The sequence below is a fragment of the Duganella margarita genome (assembly GCF_009857535.1).
Lineage (GTDB): Bacteria > Pseudomonadota > Gammaproteobacteria > Burkholderiales > Burkholderiaceae_D > Rugamonas > Rugamonas margarita.
Genome location: NZ_WWCS01000003.1, coordinates 454,294 through 479,873, shown reverse-complemented (window position 1 = coordinate 479,873; position 25,580 = coordinate 454,294). Strand labels below are relative to the sequence as shown.

Annotated in this window: 26 protein-coding genes and 1 tRNA gene; 10 read left to right on the top strand and 17 right to left on the bottom strand. The window is 63.1% G+C overall.

From position 1 onward, the window contains the following. The first annotated feature begins 10 nt into the window (after positions 1-10). From fdxH to GTP55_RS07005, 6 genes are all read left to right on the top strand, one after another. Positions 11-925, top strand: coding sequence for a formate dehydrogenase subunit beta (fdxH, locus tag GTP55_RS07030; RefSeq protein WP_161044204.1), 915 nt, complete (start codon positions 11-13; stop codon positions 923-925). Further along, a complete protein-coding gene (locus tag GTP55_RS07025) occupies positions 922-1,575 on the top strand; it encodes a formate dehydrogenase subunit gamma (RefSeq protein ID WP_161044203.1) in 654 nt (217 codons plus the stop codon). The genes fdxH and GTP55_RS07025 overlap by 4 nt, the downstream gene beginning before the upstream one ends. 169 nt (positions 1,576-1,744) lie before the next feature. Further along, positions 1,745-2,752, top strand: coding sequence for a formate dehydrogenase accessory protein FdhE (fdhE, locus tag GTP55_RS07020; protein ID WP_161044202.1), 1,008 nt, complete (start codon positions 1,745-1,747; stop codon positions 2,750-2,752). Beyond that, complete coding sequence (selA, locus tag GTP55_RS07015) at positions 2,749-4,242, top strand: L-seryl-tRNA(Sec) selenium transferase (RefSeq protein WP_161044201.1); 1,494 nt, start codon at positions 2,749-2,751, stop codon at positions 4,240-4,242. Before fdhE ends, selA begins: the two co-directional genes overlap by 4 nt. After that, positions 4,239-6,137 carry a selenocysteine-specific translation elongation factor gene (gene selB / locus GTP55_RS07010; protein WP_161044200.1) on the top strand — a complete coding sequence of 633 codons (1,899 nt, stop codon included), beginning with the start codon at positions 4,239-4,241 and terminating at the stop codon, positions 6,135-6,137. Before selA ends, selB begins: the two co-directional genes overlap by 4 nt. 22 nt (positions 6,138-6,159) lie before the next feature. Further along, positions 6,160-6,255 (top strand) — tRNA-Sec (locus tag GTP55_RS07005). On the opposite strand, the gene GTP55_RS07000 is transcribed toward GTP55_RS07005, so the two are convergent. Then, positions 6,240-6,953, bottom strand: a complete 714-nt coding sequence (locus GTP55_RS07000) for an alpha/beta hydrolase (RefSeq protein ID WP_161044199.1) — start codon at positions 6,951-6,953, stop codon at positions 6,240-6,242. The genes GTP55_RS07005 and GTP55_RS07000 overlap by 16 nt on opposite strands. Before the next feature lie 171 nt (positions 6,954-7,124). Here GTP55_RS07000 and GTP55_RS30190 point away from each other — a divergent pair, with 171 nt between their 5' ends. Both GTP55_RS30190 and GTP55_RS06990 read left to right on the top strand, forming a co-directional pair. Further along, entirely contained in the window at positions 7,125-8,780 is a 1,656-nt protein-coding gene (locus GTP55_RS30190) for a methyl-accepting chemotaxis protein (protein ID WP_161044198.1), read from the top strand. Between the two features lie 119 nt (positions 8,781-8,899). Next, positions 8,900-10,261, top strand: a complete 1,362-nt coding sequence (locus GTP55_RS06990; RefSeq protein WP_161044269.1) for a c-type cytochrome — start codon at positions 8,900-8,902, stop codon at positions 10,259-10,261. On the opposite strand, the gene GTP55_RS06985 is transcribed toward GTP55_RS06990, so the two are convergent. The 4 genes from GTP55_RS06985 to GTP55_RS06970 form a co-directional block, all read right to left on the bottom strand. Next, on the bottom strand, positions 10,246-10,491 hold the full coding sequence (locus tag GTP55_RS06985; protein WP_161044197.1) for a DUF29 family protein: 246 nt from the start codon (positions 10,489-10,491) through the stop codon (positions 10,246-10,248). The two genes, GTP55_RS06990 and GTP55_RS06985, sit on opposite strands and share 16 nt — an antisense overlap. Before the next feature lie 31 nt (positions 10,492-10,522). Next, entirely contained in the window at positions 10,523-10,915 is a 393-nt protein-coding gene (locus tag GTP55_RS06980) for a DUF29 family protein (protein WP_161044196.1), read from the bottom strand. Continuing rightward, entirely contained in the window at positions 10,912-11,349 is a 438-nt protein-coding gene (locus GTP55_RS06975) for a DUF29 domain-containing protein (RefSeq protein WP_161044195.1), read from the bottom strand. The genes GTP55_RS06980 and GTP55_RS06975 overlap by 4 nt, the downstream gene beginning before the upstream one ends. A gap of 70 nt (positions 11,350-11,419) precedes the next feature. Further along, positions 11,420-11,761, bottom strand: a complete 342-nt coding sequence (locus GTP55_RS06970) for a YciI family protein (RefSeq protein WP_161044194.1) — start codon at positions 11,759-11,761, stop codon at positions 11,420-11,422. Positions 11,762-11,874: 113 nt separating this feature from the next. On the opposite strand from GTP55_RS06970, the gene GTP55_RS06965 reads away from it, so the two are divergent. Further along, positions 11,875-12,798 (top strand): MBL fold metallo-hydrolase, encoded by a 924-nt coding sequence (locus GTP55_RS06965; protein WP_161044193.1) that lies wholly within the window; start codon positions 11,875-11,877, stop codon positions 12,796-12,798. Here GTP55_RS06965 and GTP55_RS06960 read toward each other — a convergent pair. The 12 genes from GTP55_RS06960 to rpsO form a co-directional block, all read right to left on the bottom strand. Next, positions 12,744-13,790 (bottom strand): AAA family ATPase, encoded by a 1,047-nt coding sequence (locus tag GTP55_RS06960; protein ID WP_161044192.1) that lies wholly within the window; start codon positions 13,788-13,790, stop codon positions 12,744-12,746. The two genes, GTP55_RS06965 and GTP55_RS06960, sit on opposite strands and share 55 nt — an antisense overlap. Then, positions 13,787-15,139 (bottom strand): AMP-binding protein, encoded by a 1,353-nt coding sequence (locus tag GTP55_RS06955; RefSeq protein ID WP_371868298.1) that lies wholly within the window; start codon positions 15,137-15,139, stop codon positions 13,787-13,789. The genes GTP55_RS06960 and GTP55_RS06955 overlap by 4 nt, the downstream gene beginning before the upstream one ends. 2 nt (positions 15,140-15,141) lie before the next feature. Then, positions 15,142-15,735, bottom strand: a complete 594-nt coding sequence (locus tag GTP55_RS06950) for a hypothetical protein (RefSeq protein WP_161044191.1) — start codon at positions 15,733-15,735, stop codon at positions 15,142-15,144. Beyond that, positions 15,732-17,495, bottom strand: a complete 1,764-nt coding sequence (locus tag GTP55_RS06945; protein ID WP_161044190.1) for a vWA domain-containing protein — start codon at positions 17,493-17,495, stop codon at positions 15,732-15,734. The genes GTP55_RS06950 and GTP55_RS06945 overlap by 4 nt, the downstream gene beginning before the upstream one ends. Continuing rightward, entirely contained in the window at positions 17,492-18,472 is a 981-nt protein-coding gene (locus GTP55_RS06940) for a hypothetical protein (RefSeq protein WP_161044189.1), read from the bottom strand. The genes GTP55_RS06945 and GTP55_RS06940 overlap by 4 nt, the downstream gene beginning before the upstream one ends. Continuing rightward, positions 18,469-20,052, bottom strand: coding sequence for an AAA family ATPase (locus tag GTP55_RS06935; protein WP_161044188.1), 1,584 nt, complete (start codon positions 20,050-20,052; stop codon positions 18,469-18,471). The genes GTP55_RS06940 and GTP55_RS06935 overlap by 4 nt, the downstream gene beginning before the upstream one ends. A gap of 420 nt (positions 20,053-20,472) precedes the next feature. Beyond that, on the bottom strand, positions 20,473-20,688 hold the full coding sequence (locus tag GTP55_RS06930; RefSeq protein ID WP_161044187.1) for a hypothetical protein: 216 nt from the start codon (positions 20,686-20,688) through the stop codon (positions 20,473-20,475). 9 nt (positions 20,689-20,697) lie between these two features. Further along, positions 20,698-21,039, bottom strand: coding sequence for a hypothetical protein (locus GTP55_RS06925; RefSeq protein ID WP_161044186.1), 342 nt, complete (start codon positions 21,037-21,039; stop codon positions 20,698-20,700). Next, positions 21,024-21,434, bottom strand: a complete 411-nt coding sequence (locus GTP55_RS06920) for a nuclear transport factor 2 family protein (protein ID WP_161044185.1) — start codon at positions 21,432-21,434, stop codon at positions 21,024-21,026. Before GTP55_RS06920 ends, GTP55_RS06925 begins: the two co-directional genes overlap by 16 nt. After that, a complete protein-coding gene (locus GTP55_RS06915; protein ID WP_161044184.1) occupies positions 21,434-22,021 on the bottom strand; it encodes an SEL1-like repeat protein in 588 nt (195 codons plus the stop codon). The genes GTP55_RS06920 and GTP55_RS06915 overlap by 1 nt, the downstream gene beginning before the upstream one ends. A gap of 264 nt (positions 22,022-22,285) precedes the next feature. Next, the gene (pnp, locus tag GTP55_RS06910) at positions 22,286-24,406 is read right to left on the bottom strand and encodes a polyribonucleotide nucleotidyltransferase (protein WP_161044183.1); all 2,121 of its coding nucleotides are present in this window, start codon (positions 24,404-24,406) and stop codon (positions 22,286-22,288) included. Between the two features lie 191 nt (positions 24,407-24,597). Then, positions 24,598-24,867, bottom strand: coding sequence for a 30S ribosomal protein S15 (gene rpsO, locus GTP55_RS06905; protein ID WP_026637007.1), 270 nt, complete (start codon positions 24,865-24,867; stop codon positions 24,598-24,600). 145 nt (positions 24,868-25,012) lie between these two features. On the opposite strand from rpsO, the gene GTP55_RS06900 reads away from it, so the two are divergent. Beyond that, positions 25,013-25,498 (top strand): hypothetical protein, encoded by a 486-nt coding sequence (locus tag GTP55_RS06900; protein WP_161044182.1) that lies wholly within the window; start codon positions 25,013-25,015, stop codon positions 25,496-25,498. The last annotated feature ends 82 nt before the right edge of the window (positions 25,499-25,580 follow it).

Sequence of the window (25,580 nt, the reverse complement as noted above, 5' to 3'; positions counted from 1 at the left end):
AGAGCACACTATGTCATTACAATCACTTGATATCCTGCGCATGTCCGCGACCACGGTGACGCCGCCCCAGGCGCGTACCCCGGTCACGGGTACGGTCGCCAAGCTGATCGACGTTTCCAAATGCATCGGCTGCAAGGCTTGCCAAACGGCCTGCATGGAGTGGAACGATCTGCGCGACGAGGTGGGTGAAACCACCGGCGTGTACGACAACCCGACGGACATGACGGCGCAATCCTGGACCGTCATGCGCTTCTCGGAATACGAGAACCCGAAGGGCGACCTCGAATGGCTGATCCGCAAGGACGGCTGCATGCACTGCGAAGATCCGGGCTGCCTGAAGGCCTGTCCTGCGCCGGGCGCCATCGTCCAGTACACCAACGGCATTGTGGATTTCCATCAGGAGAACTGCATTGGCTGCGGCTACTGTGTCGCCGGCTGCCCGTTCGACGTGCCACGCATTTCCAAGGAAGACAGCCGCGCCTACAAGTGCACGCTGTGTTCGGACCGCGTGGCCGTCGGCCAGGAACCGGCGTGCGTCAAGACCTGCCCTACCGGCGCCATTACCTTTGGCACCAAGGAGGACATGAAGGAGCACGCCGCCGAGCGCATCGAGGATCTGAAATCGCGCGGCTTCGAGCACGCCGGCCTGTATGACCCGGCCGGTGTGGGCGGCACGCACGTCATGTACGTGCTGCACCACGCGGACCAGCCGACGCTGTATCACGGCCTGAAAAAGGATCCGAGCATCGGCGTCACGGTCGGCTTGTGGAAGGGTCTGACCAAGCCGCTGGCACTGGCGGGTATCGCCATGACGGCGCTGGCCGGCTGGTTCCACTACTCGCGCGTCGGTCCGAACGAAGTGTCGAAGGATGAAGAGGCCGAAGCGCTGGCCGAGGCCCAACGCATCAGGGAGGAAGCACCATGAGCCACGCCAACCGCGATAAAGACGGCAATCCGCTGATCGAGCGTTACACGCCTAACGAGCGTAGCAACCACTGGATCACGGCCATCTGCTTCATTTTGCTGGCGGTGTCCGGCCTCGCCATGTTCCATCCGGCGATGTCGTGGATGTATATGTTCCTCGGTGGCGGCCAGTGGACCCGCATCCTCCATCCCTTCATCGGGCTGGTGATGTTTGTCTCCTTCGCCATCCTGGTGCTGCGCTTCTGGCACCATAACCACATTGACGCCGCCGACAAGCAGTGGATGCGGCAAATCGGCGATGTGCTGAACAACCGCGAAGACAAGCTGCCGAAAATCGGCATGTACAACGCCGGCCAGAAGATTCTGTTCTTCGTGCTGATCGCGTGCATGTGCGGGCTGCTGTTGTCGGGTATCGTGATCTGGCGCGCGTACTTCGCGTTCTACTTCCCGATCCCGCTGATCCGGGCGGCGGCGCTGCTGCATGCGGTGTGCGCGTTCGGCATCATCTGCTCGATCATCGTCCACATCTACGCAGCGTTGTGGGTCAAGGGGTCGATCGGCGCCATGGTGCGCGGCACCGTCACCTACGGCTGGGCGCGCAAGCACCATCCGCGCTGGTTTGAAGCAGTGATCAAAAAATCACGCGACTGAAACTAGTCTCACGGCGCGCCGCAATGGCGCGCCGTTTTTCACTGATTACCGGATATTCATTCGGTAGCCCTGTAGGGCACAAAACCCGCCACGAAGCTACGGTGCTGCCGATTTGGGATTAAAATATCGCCTGAGCCGGCAGCTCTCCGCCACCGGCAAAGGAGATATTTTGGTACAACGTTTGTTAGAACCTGGCGAGATCGAGTCGCTCGATCACACGTCCATTCCGCGCCTGCTGCTTCCTGAAGCACGCAGCCTGTTCACCGGGCGCGCCACGCGCCTGCGCCAGTTGGCAGATAATCAAATCAAGGGTATCCCGGTCGGCGATACCATGAAAGGGTATCTGCTGATGATGGCGGCGCTGGTGGACGCCCAGGCCGCCGTGATCCGCGTGCTGCCGGCGGAGACTTTCGCCTTGCCAGACGCCGCCGGCATCGAGCTGGCCATCGACCACCACATGCCGCCGCTGCCGGTCAGCGGCCAGCGTCCCGCCACCTGGCGCCGCGTGTTCGACGCCATTCTCGACCAGCTGGACCCGCTGGCAGCCAGCCAGCCGCAGCTCGCCGCCGTGCTGACCGAGTTGCGCGCGCTCGACAGCGCCCAGCTGGAAGGCTGCGCCGACGCCGTGCTGGCCGAATTGACCGAAGGCGTGCATCCGCTGCACGCGCCGTTCGTGGCTGCGGCCTTGCAAGTGATGTGGACCATGCGCGCCAGCCAGCTGGACGCCAAACGCGTGCAGCCGCTGGTGACCAACACCCTGTGCCCGGTGTGCGGCGCCCATCCGGTGGCCAGCGTGATCCGCATCGGCGGCCAGTCGCAAGGCTACCGCTACCTGCAATGCAGCTGCTGCGCCAGCGAATGGCACATGGTGCGCGTCAAGTGCACCACCTGCGAAAGCACGGCCGGCGTGGCCTACCAGAGCATAGAGCCGGAAGGCGGCATGCCGGCGGTGGACCCGAATGAGCCGGTCAACAAGGCCAACGATCCAAGCCGGGTCGCGCGCGCGGAGATCTGCGACGCCTGCCACACCTACCGCAAGATCTTCAACCAGGAGCACGACTACAACGTCGAGCCGCTGGCCGACGATCTGGCCAGCCTGGCGCTGGACGTGCTGGTGGGCGAAGCGGGCTACTCGCGTTCCAGCGGCAATCCCCTGCTGTGGTTTAACGCCGAATGAGCGAGCAGTCCGCCCGCTCAGACCACACGCTGCACGGCGCCGCGTCGGCCGCCGGCGTGCCGGCAGCCGCCATCCGCCTGCCGGCGGTGCACCTGATCCTGTCGGACGCCGGCTGCGAACCGCTGCTGGCCGCCTATGGCCGCGTGCAGACGCTGGACGCGGCGCGCGCCCTGCTGGCCGAGTTGCGCGCCATGCTGCTGGCCGCACGTGAAGGCGGTGACACGGCGGTGGCGGTGGCCGGCGCGCCAGACACCAGCATCCCGTCGCTGCTGGCGATGCTGGCGGCGCGGCTGCAAGAACAAAACGCTTCGCCGCTGCGGCCCGTGTTCAACCTGACCGGCACCGTGCTGCACACCAATCTGGGCCGCGCGCTGCTGCCCGACGCCGCCGTTCAGGCGGTGGTCGATTCGATGCGCTGGCCAATGAACCTGGAATGGGACCTCGACACCGGCAAGCGCGGCGACCGCGATAACCTGATCGAAGAACTGCTGCTGGAACTGACCGGCGCCGCAGCGGCCACCATCGTCAACAACAACGCCGCCGCCGTGCTGCTGATGTTGAACACCGTGGCGCTCGGCAAAGAGGTGATCGTCTCGCGCGGCGAGCTGGTGGAAATCGGCGGCGCCTTCCGCATTCCGGACGTGATGACGCGCGCCGGCGCGGTGCTGCGCGAAGTCGGCGCCACCAACCGCACGCACCTGAAGGACTACGACGAAGCAGCCGGTCCGCAGACCGCGCTGATGATGAAGGTCCACACCAGCAATTACGCCATCACCGGCTTCACCAAGAGCATTGAGCTGGACGAACTGGCGCCGCTGTCGAAGAAGCACAATATTCCGCTGGCGGTGGACCTGGGCAGCGGCACGCTGGTCGACCTCGAGCAGTATGGCCTGCCGCACGAAACCACGGTGCGCGAGACCATCGAAGGCGGCGCCGATTTGGTCACCTTCAGCGGCGACAAGCTGCTGGGCGGCCCGCAGTGCGGCATCATCGTCGGCCGCAAGGACCTGATCGCGCAGATCAAAAAGAATCCGCTGAAGCGCGCGCTGCGCGTCGGCAAACTGACGCTGGCCGCGCTGGAACCGGTGCTGGCCTTGTACCGCGCGCCGGACCTGCTGCCGGAGCGCCTGACCACCCTCAAGCTGCTGACCCGCCCCGCCGCCGACATGCGCGCGCAGGCGCAAGCGATCCTGCCGCAGTTGCAGGCCGCGCTGGGCGCCGGCTATGAAGTGACCGACGCAGCGATGCAGAGCCAGATCGGCAGCGGCGCGCTGCCGGTCGACCAGTTGCCGAGTCACGGCCTGGTAGTGCGGCCTGCCGCTGCGGGCCGCGTCAGCAACGCGCTGGGCGTGCTGGAACAGCGCCTGCGCGCCTTGCCACTGCCAGTCATCGGCCGCGTGGCGCAAGACGCGCTGTGGCTCGACCTGCGCTGTCTGCAGGACTATCAGCAGCAGCGCTTCATCGAACAACTGGCGCTGCTCGCAACATGATCGTCGGCACTGCAGGACACATCGACCACGGCAAGACCACGCTGACGCGCGCCCTCACCGGCGTCGATACCGATCGCCTGAAGGAAGAGAAGGCGCGCGGCATTTCGATTGAACTCGGCTACGCCTACGCGCCATTGGAAGGCGGCGACATCCTCGGCGTGATCGACGTGCCGGGCCACGAGAAATTCATCCGCACCATGGCGGCCGGCGTGACCGGCATCGACGCCGCGCTGCTGGTGATTGCTGCCGACGACGGCATCATGCCGCAGACGCTGGAGCACCTGGCCATCCTGCGGCTTCTGGGCGTGAAGCGCGGCGCGGTGGCGCTGACCAAGATCGACCGCGCCGACCGCCAGCGCCTGGAGCAGCTGGAAGCAGAAATCCATGCGCTGCTGGCGCCGACCGATTTTGCCGGCGCGCAGATCTTCCGCACCAACGCCACGCTGGAAGGCGATATCGGCGTCAAGGCGCTGCTGCGCCATCTGGCGCAGATGGCGGCGACGCTGCCAGCCAATGACGAGCGGCGCTTGTTCCGCCTGGGCGTCGACCGGGTGTTTACACTGGCGGGCCAGGGCACCATTGTTACCGGCACCGCGCTGGCAGGCAGCGTGCGCGTGGGCGACACGCTGCAACTGGCGCCCGGCGGCCAGGAAGCCCGCGTGCGCAGCATCCATGCGCAGAACCGCTCGTCCGATATCGGCCGCGCCGGACAGCGCCTGGCGCTGAACCTTGGCGGCGTCGGCAAGGACGAGATCGCGCGCGGCACCTGGGTAGTGGCGCCGGCGCTGGCCGCCTGCTCCGAGCGGGTGGACGTGCAGCTGACGCTGACGGCCGACTGCGGCCAGACGCTCAAGCCATGGTCGCCGGTGCACGTGCATCTGGGCGCGGCACATCACACCGCCAACGTGGTGCTGCTGGACGACGAGGTGCTGGCGCCTGGCCATACCGGTCGCGTGCAGCTGGTGCTGGACGCGCCGGTGCACGCAGTGCCGGGCGACCGTTTTGTGATCCGCAACGCGCAAGCCACCACCACCATCGGCGGCGGCGTGGTGCTCGATCCGTTCGGACCGGCGCGCAAGCGGCGCAGTCCGACGCGGCTGGCGTGGCTGGATGCGCTGGCCGATTACATCGCCACCGGCGACATCGCCGCGCTGCTGGCGCGCGGGCCGCTGGGACTGCGCATGTCGACGCTGGTGCGGCTGTCGCAACTGCCGGCCGACGAAATCAGCGCGCCGCCGGGCACCGAAACCGTCAGCCTGCAAGGCGGCGACCAGCTACTGATTGCGGCGGCCGAGGTGCAGGCGCTGCAAGCGCGTATCCTGGCGGCGCTGAGCGAATTCCACGCGCGCGCGCCGGATGACGCGGGGCCGGAGCTATGGCGCCTGAAACGCATCGTCTCGCCGGAGATGGAAGACCGTTTGTGGAGCCGCCTGGTCGACACGCTGCTGGCCAGCGGCGCGATTAAGCAGCGCGGCCGCAGCCTGCACTTGCCGGCCCATAGCGTCGAGCTGAGTGCGGAGGAACAGGTTCTGGTAGCGCCGCTGATGGCGTCGCTGCTGGCAGGCGGCTTCGATCCGCCGTGGGTACGCGAGCTGATGCGCGAGCACCAGATGCCTGAGGCCGAGGTGCGGCGCCTGCTGCTCAAGCTATCCAAAACGGGTGAGTTGAGTCAGGTGGTGCCGGATTTGTTCTACCATCCGCAGCGGCTGGACGAGCTGGCGCGGATGGTGGCCACGCTGCCCGACGTGCAGGCGTCATCGTTCCGCGATGCGACCGGCATTGGCCGCAAGCGGGCGATTCAGATCTTGGAGTTCTTCGACCGCGTCGGCTATACTCGCCGGATTGGCAATGTCCATCTGGTCCGACCGAACGCCGTGTGGTCGTACAGCAGCTGAGTTACAGCAATCAAGTCAATACGGAAGGCACACTCATCCGGTGATGGGGCCGGGCTTCAAACCCGGTGGGGGGCGTCAGACGCTCCCTCGTAAGTTCGACTCCTACTGCCTTCCGCCATCTACCGCCTCCAGCACCATCTCCAGTGCCGCATTGAAGTCGGCCGGCGTTTCAGCCAGCAGCGCCCATAGGCGGTTGTGTTCGGCGCCGGGAACGATGAACAGTTGGCGCGATTGCGCGCGGGTGGCGGCGGCCACCAGGCGTTCGGAAATTTCCAGCGGGATGGTGGCGTCGTGCTCGGCGTGGATGACCAGCAGCCGGCCCTCGAAGCGCGACAGGATCTCCCACGCATCGCTGTCGGCCCAGCTGCGTTCACGCCGGATAACGGCCGAGAATTCCGGACCAAACGGCACTTCATACGCCGCCGGCGTGTAGACGCCCGGCACAATCAGCACCAGCGCATCGATCTTGTGCTGCTCGGTCAGCCGGATCGCGTTGTAGGCGCCCATGCTGCTGCCAAACACCACCAGCGGCTCCGGCATGGCCTGCGCGGCCAGCACCGCCTGCGCCTGCCGCGTACGGCTGGCTACCGACGACTGCGCCAGCGCCCCGCCCGTCTCGCCATGGCCGATGGCGTCGAAACACACGCTGCCCAGGCCGCGCTGCTGCAAGGCGCCGCGCAGCAAGCGGTGGCTGTGGCGCTGGCTGTTGCCGGCGCCGTGCAGGTAGAGGATACGGTTGCTGTCGCGGCCAAGGTAGTGGTCCGCCTTCAGCACGTGACCGTTGAACGGCACGTCGAAATCGAGGATGGTGGTCATGGCCGCAGCGTACCCAAGCTCTTCAACTTTGTAAATAAAAGTAAGAAACGATTCGTTGCCGTACGGCATTTTTGAATCACTGATACAATACCACAGAGAAATATTGGTTTCCAATTAAATAATAATAACTCCTCCAAGACATACACCACTTCACCACCATTCGGAGGCCCTATGAAATTATCTGAAATGAAAGTCAGCAACCGCTTGGCCATTGGCTTCGGCGCCACGCTGATTCTGTTACTGGCGGTCGCCATCGCCAGCTGGATGAGTATCCACCAAACGGCGCGCGATACCGATGCGCTGCTGGATCAACACCTGAAGACCGAACGACTGGTCAGTGACTGGAAGTCGATCGTCACCGCCAATGTCCAGCGCGCGCTGGCAGCGTCCAAGACCACCGACGCGGCAACGCAGAAGATGTTTGAGGCGGGCATCGCCAGTACCTCCAAGGTGGCAGAGGAGAAGCAACGCCAGATCATCGAACTGCTGAGCGATCCGCAGGCCAAGGCATTGTTCGCCGCCGCGCAGGAGAAACGCACGCAGTATCAGGCGATCCGCAAGCAAGCGTTCGCCGAAAAAGCCGCCGGCAATATCGAGCAGGCCAACCAGATCGTCGAGCAGCAGTTCATTCCGATCGGCGACGCCTACGTCGCCAACATGGGTGCGCTGGTAGACCGCCAGAAAGCGGTGATCGACGAAATCGGCAAGACCATCCACGACCGCAGTGCCGGCTCGGCGTGGATGATCGTCGTACTGAGCACGATCTCGATCGGTGTGGCTCTGCTGCTGGGCTGGCTGATCAGCCGCTCGTTGCTGAAACAACTGGGCGGCGAACCGGGCTACGCAGCCGGCATCACCGACCGCATCGCCGGCGGCGACCTGACGGTGCGCGTGCAACTGGCTGACGGCGACAGCAGCAGCCTGCTGTACAGCATCGCCGTCATGCGCGAGCGGCTGGCCGCCATCGTCAGCGAAGTGCGCGGCAGCACCGATTCGGTCGCCACCGCCGCCGATGAAATCGCCAGCGGCAACCAGGATCTGTCGTCGCGCACGGAGCAGCAGGCCGGTTCGCTGGAAGAGACAGCATCCTCGATGGAAGAACTGACCGCCACCGTCAAGCAGAACACCGAGTTTGCGCGCCAGGCCAACCAGCTGGCGGCCAGTGCGTCCGGCGTGGCCGTGCGCGGCGGCGAAGTAGTAGGCGGCGTGGTGACCACGATGGAAGAAATCAGCGCCTCGTCGCGCCAGATCGTCGACATCATCGGCGTCATTGACGGCATCGCCTTCCAGACCAATATCCTGGCGTTGAACGCAGCGGTGGAAGCCGCCCGCGCCGGCGAACAGGGCCGCGGCTTCGCCGTGGTGGCGCAGGAAGTGCGCACGCTGGCGCAGCGTTCGGCCAGCGCCGCCAAGGACATCAAGCTGCTGATCAACGAGTCGGTCGAGAAGATCGCCAACGGCGGCATGCTGGTGGACGAGGCCGGCAAGACCATGGCGGAGATCGTCGGCAGCATCCGCAACGTCAGCGAGATCATGGAACAGATCACCGCCGCTAGCAGCGAGCAGGAAGCCGGCATCGAGCAGATCAACCAGGCCATCATGGAGATGGACGGCGTGACGCAACAGAACGCCGCGCTGGTCGAGGAAGCCGCTGCGGCTGCCGAGGCGCTGCAAGGCCAGTCGGCTCATCTGGCGGAGCTGGTCAGCGTGTTTCAGGTTGATGGCGGCCCGCGCGCGGCCAGTGTATCGCTGATGACCGCCGCACGCTCCCAGCCGGCGCCACGCCGGGTGCCGGCATTGCCGCTGCGTACCGCCGCCGCACGCTAAGGCTGCGCTCGTGTGCATTTGGCAGAACTGACCCCGGGTTGACGGCTGTACAATACGCCGTCAACCAACAGGGGAAAATAACAATGCACACGTTCGCTCTGCAAGCCGCCGCCATCGGCATGGCGTTCACTGCCTTCGCCGCGTCGGCGCAAACCGCCGACAAACTCTACCAGGCCAACTGCGCCGTCTGCCACGGCGCCAAAATGGAAGGCGCCATCGGCCCGACACTGGGCGAGCACGCCTGGATCCACGGCGCGCCGACCAAGGCCAATCTCATCAAGATCATCAGCAAGGGTGTGCCGGAGAAAAATATGCCGGCCTGGTCGCCAACGCTGAGCGCGGCGCAGATTGCGTCGCTGGCCGATTACATCGCCGCCAGCGCCAACAAGAAGCTGGCTGCGCCTGCGGTGGTCCCTGCCGCCGCAGCGGCCAAGCCGGCCGCCACCGACCTGCTGAGCGGCTTCAAGCTGCCGAAGGGCTTCCATATCAGCCTGTATGCGGATGGCGCGGCGACGGCGCGCAGCATGGTGGTGTCGGACAGCGGCATCGTCTACGTCGGCTCGCGCAAGGCGGGCAAGGTCTACGCGCTGGTGCCGCGCGCCGACAAGCAGTCGGCCGAGGTGGTCACTGTGGCTGACGGACTGGAGAATCCGATCGGCGTAACGTTGCTGAACGGCGCGCTGTACGTGGGCGAAATCAGCCGCGTGATCCGCTTCGACAACATCGACAAGCGCTATGCGCAGAAGCCGTCGTATGCGGTAGTCAAAACCAGCCTGCCGAGCGACAAGTGGCATGGCGAGAAAGTGATGCGGGCCGGGCCGGATGGCAAGCTGTACATTCCAGTCGGCGCGCCGTGCAATATCTGCGATACCGATGAGACCAAGAGCGCCAAGATCTACCGCATGAATCCGGATGGCAGCCAGTTGGAAGAAGTGGCGCGCGGCGTGCGCAACACCGTTGGTTTCGATTTCCATCCGTCGACCAGGCAGTTGTGGTTCACCGACAATGGCCGCGATGAGCTGGGCGACAATACGCCATCCTGCGAGCTGAATGTGGTGACCAAGCCGAACCAGCATTTCGGCTTCCCCTACTGCCACGGCGGCGTGGTGCCGGACCCGGAGTTTGGCAAGAACCGCACCTGCGACGAGTTCGAGCCGCCGGTCGCCAAGCTGGGGCCGCACGTGGCGCCGCTGGGCATGAGCTTCTATACCGGCAAGCAGTTCCCGGAGATCTATCGCAACAACATCTTCGTGGCGGAACACGGTTCGTGGAACCGCAGCACCAAGAGCGGCTACACGGTGCATCTGATTACGCTGTACGGCAACAAGCTGGTCAGCGATACCGCTTTTATTGACGGCTTCCTGCGCGGCGATGAGGTGGTTGGCCGGCCGGTCGATGTGGTGACACAGGCAGATGGTTCGTTGCTGGTGTCCGACGATTACGGCGGCCGTATCTTCCGCGTGACTTACGACGGCAAATAATCCTCAGCCAACACCTGCTCAAGGCTCCATTCGCGGACCTTGGGCCGGTAGGTCAGCTCTGTTTGCAGCACGGCCATGTCGAGAGCATCTGTCCACACCTCTTCATTCCATTCAGGGTCATCCAGCAAATGGCGCAGACTGGGCATCTTCTTCGGCATTGTGGCGATCCGTTGACGCTGATCCCGTATGGTGCGCTTCCAGCTGTCGCCACGGCGGTCGGGCTGATACAAGCCGCCACGTCATCTTCGTAGGTCGTATTCATCACTTCGCCTCTGGAAAGAAATCATCGCTCACAGCCTGCTCCAGCGTCCACGGGCAGATATCCGGCAGGTCAAAGCAATTGGCCTCGCCTATGCTCTTCAGCAGGGCATCCAGCCATGCGTCCTGCAGACAATCGGGATCCGCCAGCAATGCCCGCAACTCCGGCGTGGCGGCCAGCATCCGCGCGATGCGGCGGCGCTGCAGAACAATCAGCCGGCGCCACAAAGGACATTGATTGCCTTGCTGCCGCTGCCACCGGGCCAGATGCGCCAGTAACTCGGCGCAACGCTGCGTCAGCAGCAGCCGGGGATGATGACCTACCATCGCCACTTCGGGCGGCCAGAAATCCAGGTCCTTCCGCCATGGCAGCGGATCATAAAACAGTGCACTCATGGTGCGTCCGGCCAGAAGTCTGGGGACAGCAGTTGCGCCAGCGTCCAAGGGAGTTGGTCAGGCAGAGCGGGGTGACCTGTTTCGGTAAAAGTGATCATTCTGGCCCGGAAGAATGCGGTAGCAAGCCACTCGGCATCGCTCAGCAACGCCGTATGACTGGGGTGTTTGGCGATATCGCGGCTGATCGCTGCGCGCTGCTCTCTTATCGTACTGTCCCAGCTATGCCCTCGCCGGCCCGGTTGGTAAGCCCATTTCAACAAATGGGCCATCAGCACGCACATGCGGCTTTGCAGCTCACGCTTTTCGCTTTTGCCCACATCCTCGATCTCCTCGGCGATGTTGTCGATGTCGAGCTGTGACCACTGGCGGGAGCGCAACAACCGGGACTGCTGTTCAGCCCAGGCAATAACGTCTTCGTCGTAGAGATTGCTCATGGCGTCCTCCTCAGTGAGTTAGACTAGAGCGTGTTAAATAAGTTCAGTCGGTGCTTTAAACACGGCGCGTTCAGGATTGCGGATCAAACTGAAACACGCGCAGCTCCTGGCTGCAGCGGCAGGCTTTGGCGATGCGCGCCGCCCAGGCAATGGCCTCATCCCTCGAAGGCAGTTCGAGCACGGTGAAGCCGCCATTCAGCGGCGGCGCCCACGGATAGCCGCTCTCTTGCGTCGTGCCGTCCGCCGACACCAGCACCGGCGGGACGCTTTCGTTGATGCCGCCGGCGAAGACGTAGACGCCGGCCGCCTTGCTCTCTTCAATCACGGCACGCGCCGCATGCCCCACCGCTTCCAGTTCGTCAGCCGGCACCAACATTGCCGCGCTCGGGAAAGAAATCAGATATTTGGCCACAGTGCCCCCTCTTAAGCATGAGACGATAAAGCAAATTTTCACCTTTTCTAGGCATTCTGTAAATCATTTCGATCTCCTAAACTCCTTTCACACACTTCTTCAGGAGATTAAAAATGAAAAACCCTATCGCCGCTGTCGCGCTGGTCTTCGCTGCCGGACTGCCGCTGGCCCATGCCGCCGATCCGAACAGCCCGGTCGTCAAGATCAATGAAGCCACTGCCAAGGCCGACATCACGATCGAGACGCTGCGCGGCAATGTCAGCGTGCTGTACGGCTCGGGCGGCAACATCATCGTGTACAACAGCCCGCAAGGCAAATTCGTCATCGACTCCGGCATCGCCGTTTCGAAAGACAAGCTGACCGCCGCCTTGAACAAGCTCGGCCCTACGCCGCTGAAGTACCTGGTCAACACCCACTATCACTGGGACCACAGTGATGGTAACGCCTGGATGCACGCCGCCGGCGCCACCATCATCGGCGCGCCGCAGACCGTCAAGCACTTGTCGGAAGCGACCCGCGTGGATGACTGGAGCTATACCTTCGACGTCTGGCCAAAAGAGGCGCGTCCCACCATCCTGGTCAAGGACAGCAAAACTATGGAATTCGGCGGCGAGCAAGTGGTGATCCGCAACTACGGCAACGGCCACACGGACGGCGACCTGTGGGTCTACCTGAAAAAAGCCGATGTGCTGGCACTGGGCGATACCTTCTGGAACAGCTACTACCCGTTCATCGACAACGAACATGGCGGCAGCGTCGGCAACACCATCGCCTGGGCCAACAAGGCGATCGACGCCACCACCGACCATACCCAGATCGTTCCAGGCCACGGCAACACCGGCACCCGCGCCGACCTGATCGCCTGGCGCGACATGCTGGTCAGCGTGCGCGACCAGGTGAGCGCGCTGAAAAAACAAGGCAAGACGCTGGAACAGGTAGTCGCCGCCAAGCCGACCGCAGCGTACGACGCCAAGTATGGCGCCTATGTCATCAACGGCGAGTTCTTCACCAAGCTGGTGTACGACGGCGTGAAATAACCGTCCAGATGCTTCAGCACGGTGGCGATGCGTTGCGGTAGCGCGCCGGTCAGCAGGATGTAGGGAATGTGCCGGCGCGCCAGCTCGGCGACGTACCAGTCGTGCTGGCGTTGGCGGAAGCCGGCTTCGCGCCGGGTGCCGTCCTGCACGAAGTCGAAATCCGGCGCGCACAGGAAGACATGGTCGTAGCGTTGCTGAGCCATGTCTTCCAGCGCCGGGTCGGCGCGGTCAAACATCTCGCGCGAGTAGAACAAGGTGGTCAGGGCTGACGTGTCGCAGATCAGGAAGCGGTTGGCCTGCCCGCGCAGCTGGCGTTCACGTTGTTGCTGCACCTCGCCGATGTGGCGCATGTCTTCGTAGGCCAGCTGGCCGTCCTTCGCCACCCACAGCTCGCGGCCATATTCCGCGGCCCGTACGGTCTCCAGCTGCCCAGCCATGGCCTCCGCCATGGTGCTCTTGCCGCTGGACTCTCCACCGAGAAAGCACACGGTCTGCACAAAGCTGGCGTACACCTCGGGCGACAGGAAGGCGCGATGGGCATGCGGGTCGCTGCGAATCCTGGTGCCCGACACCGGCACCAGTGCGCGCGCCTGATCCACCATCACATGCTCTACCGGCCGGCCGCCGAAGTAGCGGCTGAGTTCTGCGGCAAAACCGTCGCCATAGTCCTCGCTGGTGAACACCGCATCGATCTCGCGCTTCAGCAAGTGTGCGCACGCCCATCCCATCAACTGGCGGTGGACCAGCGCGTCGGCATCGTTGTGCGGCAGCGCGTGTTGATCGTTGTGCAGCACCAGCACCACCGCCTGCGGGAAACGCGCGCGTAGCCACTGCTCGCGCAGGCGCGATTCACAGCCCGGCAACTCCGGCTCGGAGTAGCTGATGACCAGCGTTTCCTCACACGCCGCCATGGCGCGCCGGATCAATAACTCATGCCCGAGATGGAGTGGGCTGAATTTGCCGACCACCAGTCCCGTTCCAAATTGCTTCATGCGTGTGCTCCGTCAAGGTCTGAGCTGTATTGCACCGTCTTGTCCTGCGCCGTCAGTACCTCCAGCGATACTGTACCCGCACCGAACAGCGTCTCCAACGCCCGGCGCGCATCATCGCCCAACTGCGTGCGGGCCTGGACAAGCCGCAGTACCACGCGACCGTCCGCGCACTGGTGTACGCCGAAGTGCGGAATCGGCAGATGCTGCAAAGCGTGCGTGACATCGATGTTGTTGATCCAGCCGCTACGCGCGCGGTAGCGCACCGGCGAACGTCCGGACAAGCCAAGCAGCACCGGCGCGTCGTCGCCGGCGCCGAACGCCAGCGAGGCATGGTCGCCGGTCCGGTAGCGCAGCAGCGGCAGGCAGAAATTGAAGCCGCCGGTGACTGTGATTTCGCCGCGCCCGCCCGGCGCGACGGGGCGGCCCGCAGGGTCGAGCAGCTCGACGTAGAGCTGCGGTTGCAGCAGCACATGGCCACCGGCGGCAGCGTCAAACACGGCAACGGGACCGACTTCGTTGAGCGAATAAATATCCAGCACCGGGCAGCCAAAGCGCTGCTCCAGCTGCGCGCGCAAGGCCGGCAGCAACAGCATCGACACCGATAGCAGGGCGCGTGGCCGCTTGGTCAGCGGCAGCTTGAGCAACTCGGCAAACGAGATCGGATCGCCCGCCACCACTTCCGGCGCCAGCGCATCCAGGTAGGTGGCGCGATCGTCCGGGCTGCGCCACTCGTCGGGATACAGGTTGATCTTGGCCAGCCCGGATTCGCCCATGGTCGGCGTGACCGACACGTAGGTGAAGCAGCGCTTCTGGTAACCCAGCAGCACCACGCCCACCTGCCCTGCGCCATGCGTCAGCTCCACGCCAAAGCGGCGCATGGCGCGCTTGTGGAACGCCAGATAGCGCGCCGCCACCACCGGATGGGACGCGATCACCAGCGGATGGCCGGTGGTGCCGGTGGTGCGGAAGTTGATCATGCGCGCCAGGTCCGCGCTGTCCGGCACAAAGGCCGCGATGTCGTGCGCAAGGTCGGCGCGGCTGATGGTGGGCAGCGTCTCGAAATCGCGCGGGACAGAGCCCAGTTGGCGGTAATGCGGCACGCTGGCGAAGGTGTCGCGCACGAAGTCCGTCAGCCAGGCGGGCTTGCCGCCTGCCGGCCAGCCGACACGGGCGGCGGCCACCCCGCGCTCGAAGCGGCGCACTTCCTCCACCTCATGCGCCAGCAGCTTGTTGCCGCTTTCATTGCGGTAGGCCGGCGCCGCTGGATGCTCGCGCAGGAAAGCCAGCATCGCGCTGCCGGCGGCGCTCAGCGTCGGAAAGCGCTCGCGCTCTGCGTCTGTCTGCGCCACACTCATTCGCGCGACCACTTGTCGGCGGATTCCTCTGCCGCCTTGCGCGCCAGCGCGGCACGAATATCGGCGGCGCGCTGCTCGGCCGCGCGGCTGGCCTCCAGCAGCCGCTTGCGCTCGACGCCGCTGATGCGGGACAGGCGGTCGGCAGCCTGCGTCACGCTCTCGCCATCTGGCCGGTAATCCAGCCGCGCCAGCGTCACCCGCGCCAGTTCCTCGCGGCGGTCCGGGTCTTCAACGAATTGATGGGCGGCGCCAGCCAGCGCCAGCTCGGTCACCACGCTTCCCAGCAAATGCAGCACCTGGCTTTGTGGCGGCGCGGCCGCGACAAACCAGTCATCGGCCAGTAGCCACAGGGTGATCATTGCCAGCGCCAGGCGATTGCGGTCACGGCGGACGTCTGCACCCGCGGCGCTGAAATGCTCCAGCGCCGCCAGCGAGGCGCGCTGTCCGTACAGCGCGAGTACGTCATTGACCAGTGCTGCGACATGCACCGCGCCAGTCTTGCCGATGCGCGGCTCGGCCAGGAATTCGGCCGGCGTCTCGGCCAGCCGGTGCAGCAGGATTTCGAGGGCGGGGCCGGATTTTTCCATCATGGGTGCTCTTTCTGCGGCGCGCTGGTTGGCGCGTAGTGGCGCCGGCTGAAGGCGCGCGCGAATTCTACCAAGTCTTCAAACTGCGCAATCGCATGGATCTGCCAATCCTGTTCGCTACGCGCGCGCTTCAGATCCTTGTAGGCACGCTGATACCACGATGGTTCGTCTTGCTCCCAATTGGTAGGGATGTTGAGCGCCATCGTGCCGCCGGCGTCGCCGTTCTTCAGCGCGGTGGCGGCGATGCTCCAGCCGTCGTTACCGCGTTCATCGCGGTCGAACATGGTGGTGATGCCATCGTCCGAAATCATCAGGATGTGCGTGCGGCATGCGCGCTTGCTACTGAAGGTGTCGCGTAATTTATGGATTGGGAAGCAGGTGGCGCCGCCGTAAAAGCCGGTCAGGATGCCCAGCACCTCGTCCTCGTTGCGGGTAAAGCCCTCGGTCGACATGAACTGGTTTTTGCCGCTCCACAGCGTGACCTGCACGCGGGAGCCGGCGCGCAGCGCGGACAGGGCAATGATGGCGCCAGCCAGCGCCAGGTAGGACGTGCGCCGGCGCGGATCGGGCATCGAGCCGGAGCTGTCGACGTACATGTCCAGGTCCACCGGCGTCGGCTTGGGCGGCCGCACGCCATCCGGGCCATAGCGGCGCTGCACGGTGGTGACGCCGGGGATCGGGCGCGGACTCTGGATCACGCTTTGCAGCCAGTCGATCTGCTCCAGCGGGTCGCCGATCTGCCACGCTTCCACGCCTTCCAGTTGCAGCAGGTCGGTTGAAGGCGCCGGCATCTTGGGAAAGGAGATCAGGTGCGGCAAGGCGCGCTCGCGATAATAGCGGATGGCGATTTGCTCTTCGTTCAGTTTGACGCCGCTGGCCTTGAGGATTTCACCGTACTCGAATGGCTCGCGGGTCTGGCCGCCCTGCTGGTCGGCGCCGGCTTCCGGCGGCGTCCCATTTTCCAGCCCGGAGATGCGCGGGTCGTGCACCGGATGGATGGCCGGTTCCAGTTCTCCCGGCTCGATCTGCTGGCCGCCGGCCGGCTCGCAACCTTCCGCCGCATCGCGGGTGTCGAACATGCGGCTGAATTCCTGCGCCTGGTCCTGCCCTTCCACCAGATACGGCAGCAGCAGCGTGGCGAAACGGCCGGCGCCGTCCATCCAGTCCCTGGCATAGACGCGGATCAGGCGCGCACCGAGCCAGGCATCGGTGTCGATCGCATCATCGGCAGCGCCGCCGCCCAGGTCCCCCTTGGGCAGCTTCCACAGCTCCTCGTAGATGCGCATATAGAGCAGCCAGACCTTGCTGTGATTGGCCTGCTGGTGATGCGCTTCCAGCCGCCGGTAGATATCGGCCATGCGCAGGCCGGCCTGTCGCTGCAAACGGTCATTGATGTACAAGTCCGTGTACAGATTGCCCACCATGGGAGCATACGCTTCCAGCGTCGGCAAGGCGCGGCGAAGTCGCGCCACCAGCCGGAACTGGTCGGCAGCGGTGGCCGGCGCCAGAATGTGATGCCCAATTTCGTGCGCGAGGATTTCCACCGCATAGTCCTGCAATCCCAGCTCCTGTACCGATTGCAGGTCGACCACCACGCTCTGATCAAGCAGGCGAATCATGGCGAAACTGCCTTGCAAGCCTTGCTTGGCCGCCTCCATCGTGGTGTGACACAGGCGCGCATCACGCAGGCGCGTGAAGCGGCTCCACGCAGCGAGCGCCGGCTCCCACGCAGCGCGCCATTGTTCCAGCAGCGGCGTATTCATCGCAGCGGCAGCACGCGAATGGCGTGACTATAAGGTGACGTGATCGCGGCGGCATAGGCATTGCACACCACCTTGAGCCCCTCGCCCGGCAAGTCGAGCACTGTGCTGCGGCCGTTCAGGATGACCTGCTGGCCGGCGATGCTGATGCTGGCACTGGTGGCGGCTTGCGGCTGGGCATATTCCTCAGCCGTCGCCGGATGCAGCACGGCGCCGCAAGCGTCAGCCATCAGCAAGGCGTGACGTTCACCGCTGCGCACCCAGAAGCCCTGCTGCGCCGGCCGTACTTCCGGCGGCTCACCGAATTCGCCGCCAAAGCCGGTGAAGCTGCCGATCTCGATGCCGGCCGCAGCGCGCTGTCGCACCGCCGCCTCCGGTGTCCACCATGGATCACGCAACAAGGCGTCACGCACGGCCGGCCACTCGCCTTCCGTGGCGCCAAAGGCGGCCAGCGCCAGCGCCGCCGGCAACTGCTCCGCCGCAGCGATAGCGCCCTGGCGGAAATGCGCCAGGCCGGCGCGCCACGCGCAGATCTGGCCGACCACGCCCAACTGCGGCAGTGTATCGACCTGCAGCGCCAGTTGCGCCATCCAGGCCAGCCATTCCGCCACCCGCGCGCCACGCACCTTTTGCATGTGCAGTGCGGCGTTGGTCAGCATGCCCAGTGTGGCGGCGGGCTGCTGCGCCAGCAGCGCGGCGTATTGCGGCGCCACCTCAACCCATACCTGACGCGCCAGCGCACCACCGTGATTGTGCGCCGTCAGTTCCAGGGCCAGGTCGAAGGCCGCCAGCGCTACCGGGCCGGCGCGGGCCGGGGCGGACGCCGCAACCGCGCCGACCACCGCGTCCGCCGCTGTCGCCAGAAAGCTGCCAAAAGCCTCGGCATCAAAGCCGGGATAGCGGCGCCGCGCCTCGGCCACGCGCCGGTTGAATCCCGGGCGGCCGGCGGCCAGCAGGCTGGCGAATGGCGCGGAGATCATGATTGCGAGCGCACCCACACCAGGTAGTTGGTGTAGCGCTGGTGCAGATATTTCATCTTGAGCAGGTCGTCGTACAGATGCCCATACAGCTTGCGGCCCTTGATCTGCTCACTGACATGGCGCTCGATCTTGTTGAGGCGCGCCAGCACATCGCGTTCGTTCAGGCCATCGAGGCCTGCTTCGAATTGCGCCGCCAGCTCGCCCACCGGATCATGCTGATCGAGATCGAGGCGGTCGTAATCGGCGTTGGACAGATCGAACAGACGACGCAACCAGCTGATACGGTCGGTGCGATAAGCGGCATTTTCCGGCAGGCCGAAAAACGGCGCGTCGAGGTCCGGCTGCAGCTTGTCGTGCAGGACGAACGGCAGCACCTGGCGCACGTCATCCAGTTCGATTTCGCCGTTACCGCGGAAGTAAGCCAGCGCCTTCGCATAGATCAATAAAGTCATCAGGTTGCGCACCGAGATGCCGTTGCGGGTCTGGCAGCCCAGATCCTTCAGGCGGTCACGCCCGCTGTCGGCGGCGATCACCTGATCCCAATCGAAGCCGGACAGGCGCGCGGTGTCCTTGGTCATGTATTCAAACTGGCCGCCGGCGGTTTCCAGCAGCTCGAACTGGCTGGTGAAGAATTCCAGCCGGCGACGCAGCGGCGGCGGCACCACCACGGCGCGGATTTCCTCCACCATGCGGTCCACTTCTTCCGGCGTGAAGATGATCTCCGCCGGCACCAATTCCTCCGGCTTGAGGTTTTCCTCGATGCGCACCAACAGCTCGCCAAGGAAGCGCGGGTTGAACGCCAGCGCCTGCACGATCACGTCGATACGGTCGCGCAGCGCTTCGATCACTTCATACGTGCCGCCGCCCTGATCGTCGTTGGCAGTCAGGTACCAGGCCGAATCCGGGCATTCGTAAATGTGGTTCAGCACTTCGGCGTAGTTATCGCCCATGAGCGTCAGCAGCGCGCTCTGCGTGCGCGGCGGGATACGATTATATTCGTCGATAATCTTGACCCGCATGCCCAGCCACGCACGCCAGGCAATGCGGATATCGTCCATGTTCTGCGCATTGACCAGGTCCGCCGGCAGCGGATTGCCCAGCAGGTCGGCGATCGTCATCTGCGGATGGCCGTGCTGCATGGCGCGCTTGACCTGCTTGACGCTGGCGCCGGACAGCACCCCCATCAAGATCGCGCTGGCGGTCTTGCCGCGTCCCGGACCGCCGACGAACAGGCATTTGCGGCGGGTGGCAAACGTCAGCAGCGGCAGCAGCACAAAGCTGGAATAGCTTTGCGCCGACGGCAGGTTCAAGGTGCGCTTGCTGTCGCCCACCGCATACGATTGCGCCGGTCCACGGTTGTATTCGATATCGTAATGGGGGCTGATGATGGCGTTGTTGACGATCCAGAAGTACGCCTGCCGCAGCTTTTCATCCAGCGGCTGCGCTGTTGCGCCCTCGCCTTGCGCGACGTTCAATGGTCCCTGGTACAAGTCGGCAACGTCGAACTGGCGCGGCTTGGCCGGCGCATTGGGATTGGTGGGCGCCTTGGAGACGCGCTGGAACACATTGAAAGGTGGCATCGACGCGACCAAGTTAAGGAATTAACAATGGATCGCAGTATAGCTGAGTACGACATAAATCGCCGCCATGCTTGCGCGACGGTGAGGTCTAGGCGATGTGGATGGGAGCGATGATTGCATGTCCAGGTGAATTGAAGAAGCTGCCGCCCGCGTATCCGCTGGGCTGGCGTTCAATGAATTCCCTGGCGCTGGCGGCAGAAACCTGGGTTCTGCTCTCGGAAGGAACCTCGACGCGCCACCAGCGTCCGGAACGGCTTTGGTGTGGTTCCTCAATAAGATACGTCAGCCATACAACGCCGCAGCGCCGGCAGGTGGACAAGGAGACTTCTGCGCCACGCGGGTCGTCGCCACACTCAACGGTGTCATAGTCGCCAAAATAGAATGGCGGATGCTGGCATTTACAGGAGGCTTGTACAGGGGTCATGAGAAAGTCAGCAAGCAGGTTGGCGCCTCGGAGGCAACAAAGGCGTTGACCTGAATCGCGGCAGAGGGCTTCAGGTCGTACTCGTCTGTAAGGTATTCGATCACAGCATCTTGCTCCCAAGGGCCAAGCGAAGTTTTGAAGCCGGCATGCTTATCAAGGCATTCCTTCGATAGAAGCATTTCAGCCTCAGTGTAAATGATGTGAAGTTCCATACGTCGAACTTAACACACAGCGGCCCGGCCAGCACGACGATTCAAATCGACGCCGAGTGCACCCTTGCGCAGACGCCGATTGCGTAGCACATACCGTACCGACGCCGAGGTGTCATACATAAGCTGGTAATGGTAATAGTTAATGTGCTCCAGCACGGCGAACAGGAAAATCCCGAGCGGCCATGCCAATTGTGCGCTCCACCCCACATCCAGTATCTGGACAACGAAGCCAAGCGCCACGCCACCAAACAGCACCAGATTCGATGCCTTGAATGCGTTGAACAGCCTGAAAAAATAACTCGGCAATGACGCCGAGGCCGACAACGCGCTGTGCTTCAGCTGCCAATACACGGCGCATGCCAAAGCTCATGCGCCGGCGTGCCTTGGTGGTAGCGCAACTGCCATCGGTTTTCAACCCGAAGCCATACGGAAGAACGTAACGTGTGGTCTACCAAGCTGCCATCCTCTTTTCGATGGGCTGAGCGGTAAGTCAGCAGCGCAATATACGGCGCCAGCTGGCTAACTGCAAAATCGTCCAAGACAACCGATGGCGAATTTTCCTGCTCGGATAGGTACCTCAAAATGATGGCGCGATCGTAGGTCCTGCCCGAGCGGCCGACTTCGTGAAACTCCGCGTGCAGCAGCTGCCCCAGTCGGTCGCTATCGCAGCGAACACCGGGATGATGAAGCTCGACTTCAAGCGCCTGTAATTCTGAGAGTAGTAGCCCCAGCGACTGGTCCGGCATCACTGTGCCTCCAGACGCGATATATATTCACGAATTTGAGCGACGACTTCACTGTCCTCGCTGTCGGTGCTCCCGGCTTTGTTATAGCGGCGGAGAGCCTCGCGACAGTAGCCCAGAGCAAGCTGATTCCCCTCGTCAGCATAAGCATGGCAGAGATGATAGGCCGCTTCGTCATGGCCAGCCTTCGCGGCGGGCAGCCAATACTCAATAGCAGTCTTCGAGCTCTGCCCCACACCCCAGCCCATATAGTAGAGAAAACCGATGTTATTTTGAGCGCTTGCCCGGAAATGTTCGAGCTCTAACGGCACTTCGGTTTTGTCCACGATAATGAGCCATTCCTTGAGCGCAGCGGAATACTCCTCCGCACGGAAATGCCTGGTTCCTTTGTAGAAGTAGCATTCGGTATGGGTGCTTGGCACCGACTCTAGTTTTGGCTCCTGGCACGGGGCAGCGGTGGCGGCCGATGCGCTCACGACGATAGCGATAAGAATGGCGATGAAGAATTTGTGCACTTGATGCCTAACATTCAAAATATCGGGGCAAGAGGAACTGAACCATCCGTAGGTGAAAAGATTGGACGTCGACATTATCACACCACACTCGTCCCCAGCACCTTGGAACGCTGCTTCTTGAGTAACGGTAGCACCAGGTGAAAATTTTCGAAGTACTGCTCTGACATCACAGCCCTTGGGAAGTGCAATTGAAAGACTCAATATAGCGATCAGCGTATCTTCTCAGAAAAGCGATATTATTAATAAAGCATGTCAATTTAGCATACCCCTAGTACTAAACGCCATAAAAAAACCGCCGGGGCTTGCGCACCCGGCGGTCTTGGCTGAGCTTAGCTCAGATTACTGCGCAGCAGCGGCAGCTTCTTCAGCGGCAGCTTTCATCGACAGTTTCAGGCGGCCGCGGTCGTCGGTTTCCAGAACCTTGACGCGCACTGCCTGGCCTTCTTTCAGGTAGTCGGCCACGGCGTTCACACGCTCGTTGGCGATCTGCGAGATGTGCAGCAGACCATCTTTACCTGGCATCACTTGCACGATCGCGCCGAAGTCCAGCAGTTTCAGGACCACGCCGTCGTAGGTTTTGCCCACTTCGACCGAGGCGGTCAGTTCTTCGATGCGGCGCTTGGCTTCCTGGCCGGCTGCAGCGTCGACGGAAGCGATGGTGACCACGCCTTCGTCGCTGATGTCGATCTGGGTGCCGGTTTCTTCGGTCAGCGCGCGAATCACGGCGCCGCCCTTGCCGATCACGTCACGGATCTTCTCCGGGTTGATCTTGATGGTGATCAGGCGCGGTGCGAAGTCCGACAGCTCGGTCTTCACGCTCGGCACGGCCTTTTGCATTTCGCCCAGGATGTGCTCGCGGCCTTCTTTGGCCTGCGCCAGTGCCACTTGCATGATTTCCTTGGTGATGCCCTGGATCTTGATGTCCATCTGCAGCGCGGTGATACCGTTGCGGGTACCAGCGACCTTGAAGTCCATGTCGCCCAGGTGATCTTCGTCACCCAGAATGTCGGACAGCACGGCGAAACGGCCGCCTTCCTTGATCAGGCCCATGGCGATACCGGCCACGTGCTCTTTCATCGGCACGCCGGCATCCATCAGCGCCAGGCAGCCGCCGCAGACCGACGCCATCGACGACGAACCGTTCGATTCGGTAATTTCCGACACCAGACGCACCGAGTAGCTGAACTCGTCAGCCGACGGCAGTGCGGCGATCAGCGCGCGCTTGGCCAGACGGCCGTGGCCGATCTCGCGGCGCTTCGGCGTACCGACGCGGCCGGTTTCGCCGGTGGCGAACGGTGGCATGTTGTAGTGCAGCATGAAGTCATCGGTGTACTCGCCCATCAGCGCGTCGATCTTCTGCGAATCGCGGGCGGTGCCTAGCGTCGCTACAACCAGGGCCTGGGTTTCGCCGCGGGTGAACAGGGCCGAGCCGTGGGTGCGCGGCAGCACCGAGGTGCGGATCGCGATTGGACGCACGGTGCGGGTGTCGCGGCCGTCGATGCGGGGTTCGCCTTCGAGGATCTGCGAACGCACGATCTTCGATTCCATGTCGAACAGGATATTGCCAACTTCGACATTGTCCGGAGCCGCAGCGCCGGCAGCGGCCGCTTCAGCCGCCAGGTCCGCCACCACTTGCGACGACATCGCGCGCAGCTTGTCGGTACGGGCTTGCTTGTCGCGGGTCTGGTAGGCTTCGCGGATTTTCGACTCGGCGAAATGGGCCACGCGGCCGATCAGCGCTTCGTTTTTGGCCGGGGCGGTCCAGACTTGCTCCGGCTTGCCGCCGTCGCGTACCAGGTCGTGGATCGCGTCGATCACGGCCTTCATTTCGGTGTGGCCGAAGACCACGGCGCCCAGCATGATTTCTTCCGACAGCTGCTGCGCTTCGGATTCCACCATCAGCACGGCGGTTTCGGTACCGGCAACCACCAGATCCATCTGCGAGGTTTTCAGTTGTTCGACGGTTGGGTTCAGGATGTACTGGCCGTTGGCGTAACCCACGCGGGCAGCGCCGATTGGGCCGTTGAACGGTACGCCCGACACGCACAGCGCGGCCGAAGCGCCGATCATCGCGGCGATGTCCGGGTCGATTTCTGGGTTGACCGACAGCACGTGAATGACGACTTGCACTTCATTCATGTAGCCCTCTGGGAACAGAGGACGGATCGGACGGTCGATCAGGCGGGATGTCAGCGTTTCTTTTTCCGAAGGACGACCTTCACGCTTGAAGAAACCGCCCGGGATTTTACCGGCAGCATAGGTTTTCTCAAGGTAGTCGACGGTCAGCGGGAAGAAGTCCTGGCCGGGTTTCGCGTCCTTGCGCGCCACCACGGTAGCCAGCACTACGGTGTCTTCAATCGACACCATCACCGCGCCGGAGGCCTGACGAGCGATCTCGCCAGTTTCCAGCGTGACGGTGTGTTGACCGTACTGGAAGGTTTTCGTAACTTTATTAAACATGGGTAATCCCTTTCTATTTGCCGACAGATTTTCAGGGGCTGTCGTTCACCTCACCACAGGCAGCCGCGAAGCCACCTTTACTACATTCACTACATGCTACAAATTAGCAATTTTTTAACGTCCAGAAAGACAAAATGCCCGCGACAGCAAACTGGCGCAGGCATTTTGATTTAAGCCGGACGACGCAAGAATTACTTACGCAGGCCCAGTTTAGCGATCAGATCGCGATAACGGGTGGCGTCCTTGTTTTTCAGGTAGGACAGCAGGCTCTTACGACGGTTAACCATCATGATCAGACCACGACGCGAGTGGTGATCTTTGCTGTGGGCTTTGAAGTGGCCGTTCAGCTCGTTGATGCGTGCGGTCAGCAGTGCAACTTGCACTTCTGGCGAGCCGGTGTCTTTTTGGCCACGGGCGTTGTCAGCGATGATCGCTGCTTTGTTGATATTTTCTACGGTCATGATATTTACCTTTAACATGCGGTGCGCGGAGTCATAACCCCACCCACCGTGATTACAATGAAGCCTGGCCGAAAAGACCAGACCCGGAAGTATAACGGAAAAAATCCCGCATGCGCTATTTTTGGTGCTTTTTCAGGAGATAAACATGAAAAACGCTATGGTTCTGACAATTCTGGCGCTGGCCGTCAGCGCCTGCGCCCACTTCGGCGAGCCGCCGCCGCAGCCGGGCGCGACGCTGGCGGCGGTCAAGCAGCGCCTCGGGCAGCCGACCAATGTCTACGCCGACGGCGCCGACACCATGCTGGAATACGCCACCGGCCCGATGGGCCAATACACCTGGATGGCGCGCATCGGCGCCGACGGCCGGCTGGCGTCCTACGAACAGGTGCTAACCAGCGCCAAGTTCGGCACCGTCAAGCTGGGCAAGGACGACAAGGCCAGCATCCTGCGCACCTTCGGCCGGCCGACCCAGGTGACGCATTATGCCAGCGTCGACGGCGACGTCTGGCTATACCGCTATAAAGAGCAGGATGTGTGGAATTCGATGATGTCGGTGGAATTCAACCGCCAGGGCGTGGTGCAGGCCATGGTCAACGGGCCAGACGAGGAGCGCGAAGTGCGGCGGCGTTAAGTAGGATCATTCCCACGAGAACTGTGGACGTGCGCCGACGTGATTTGCAGGTTGTGATTGCTATTATCTTCCCATCAATATT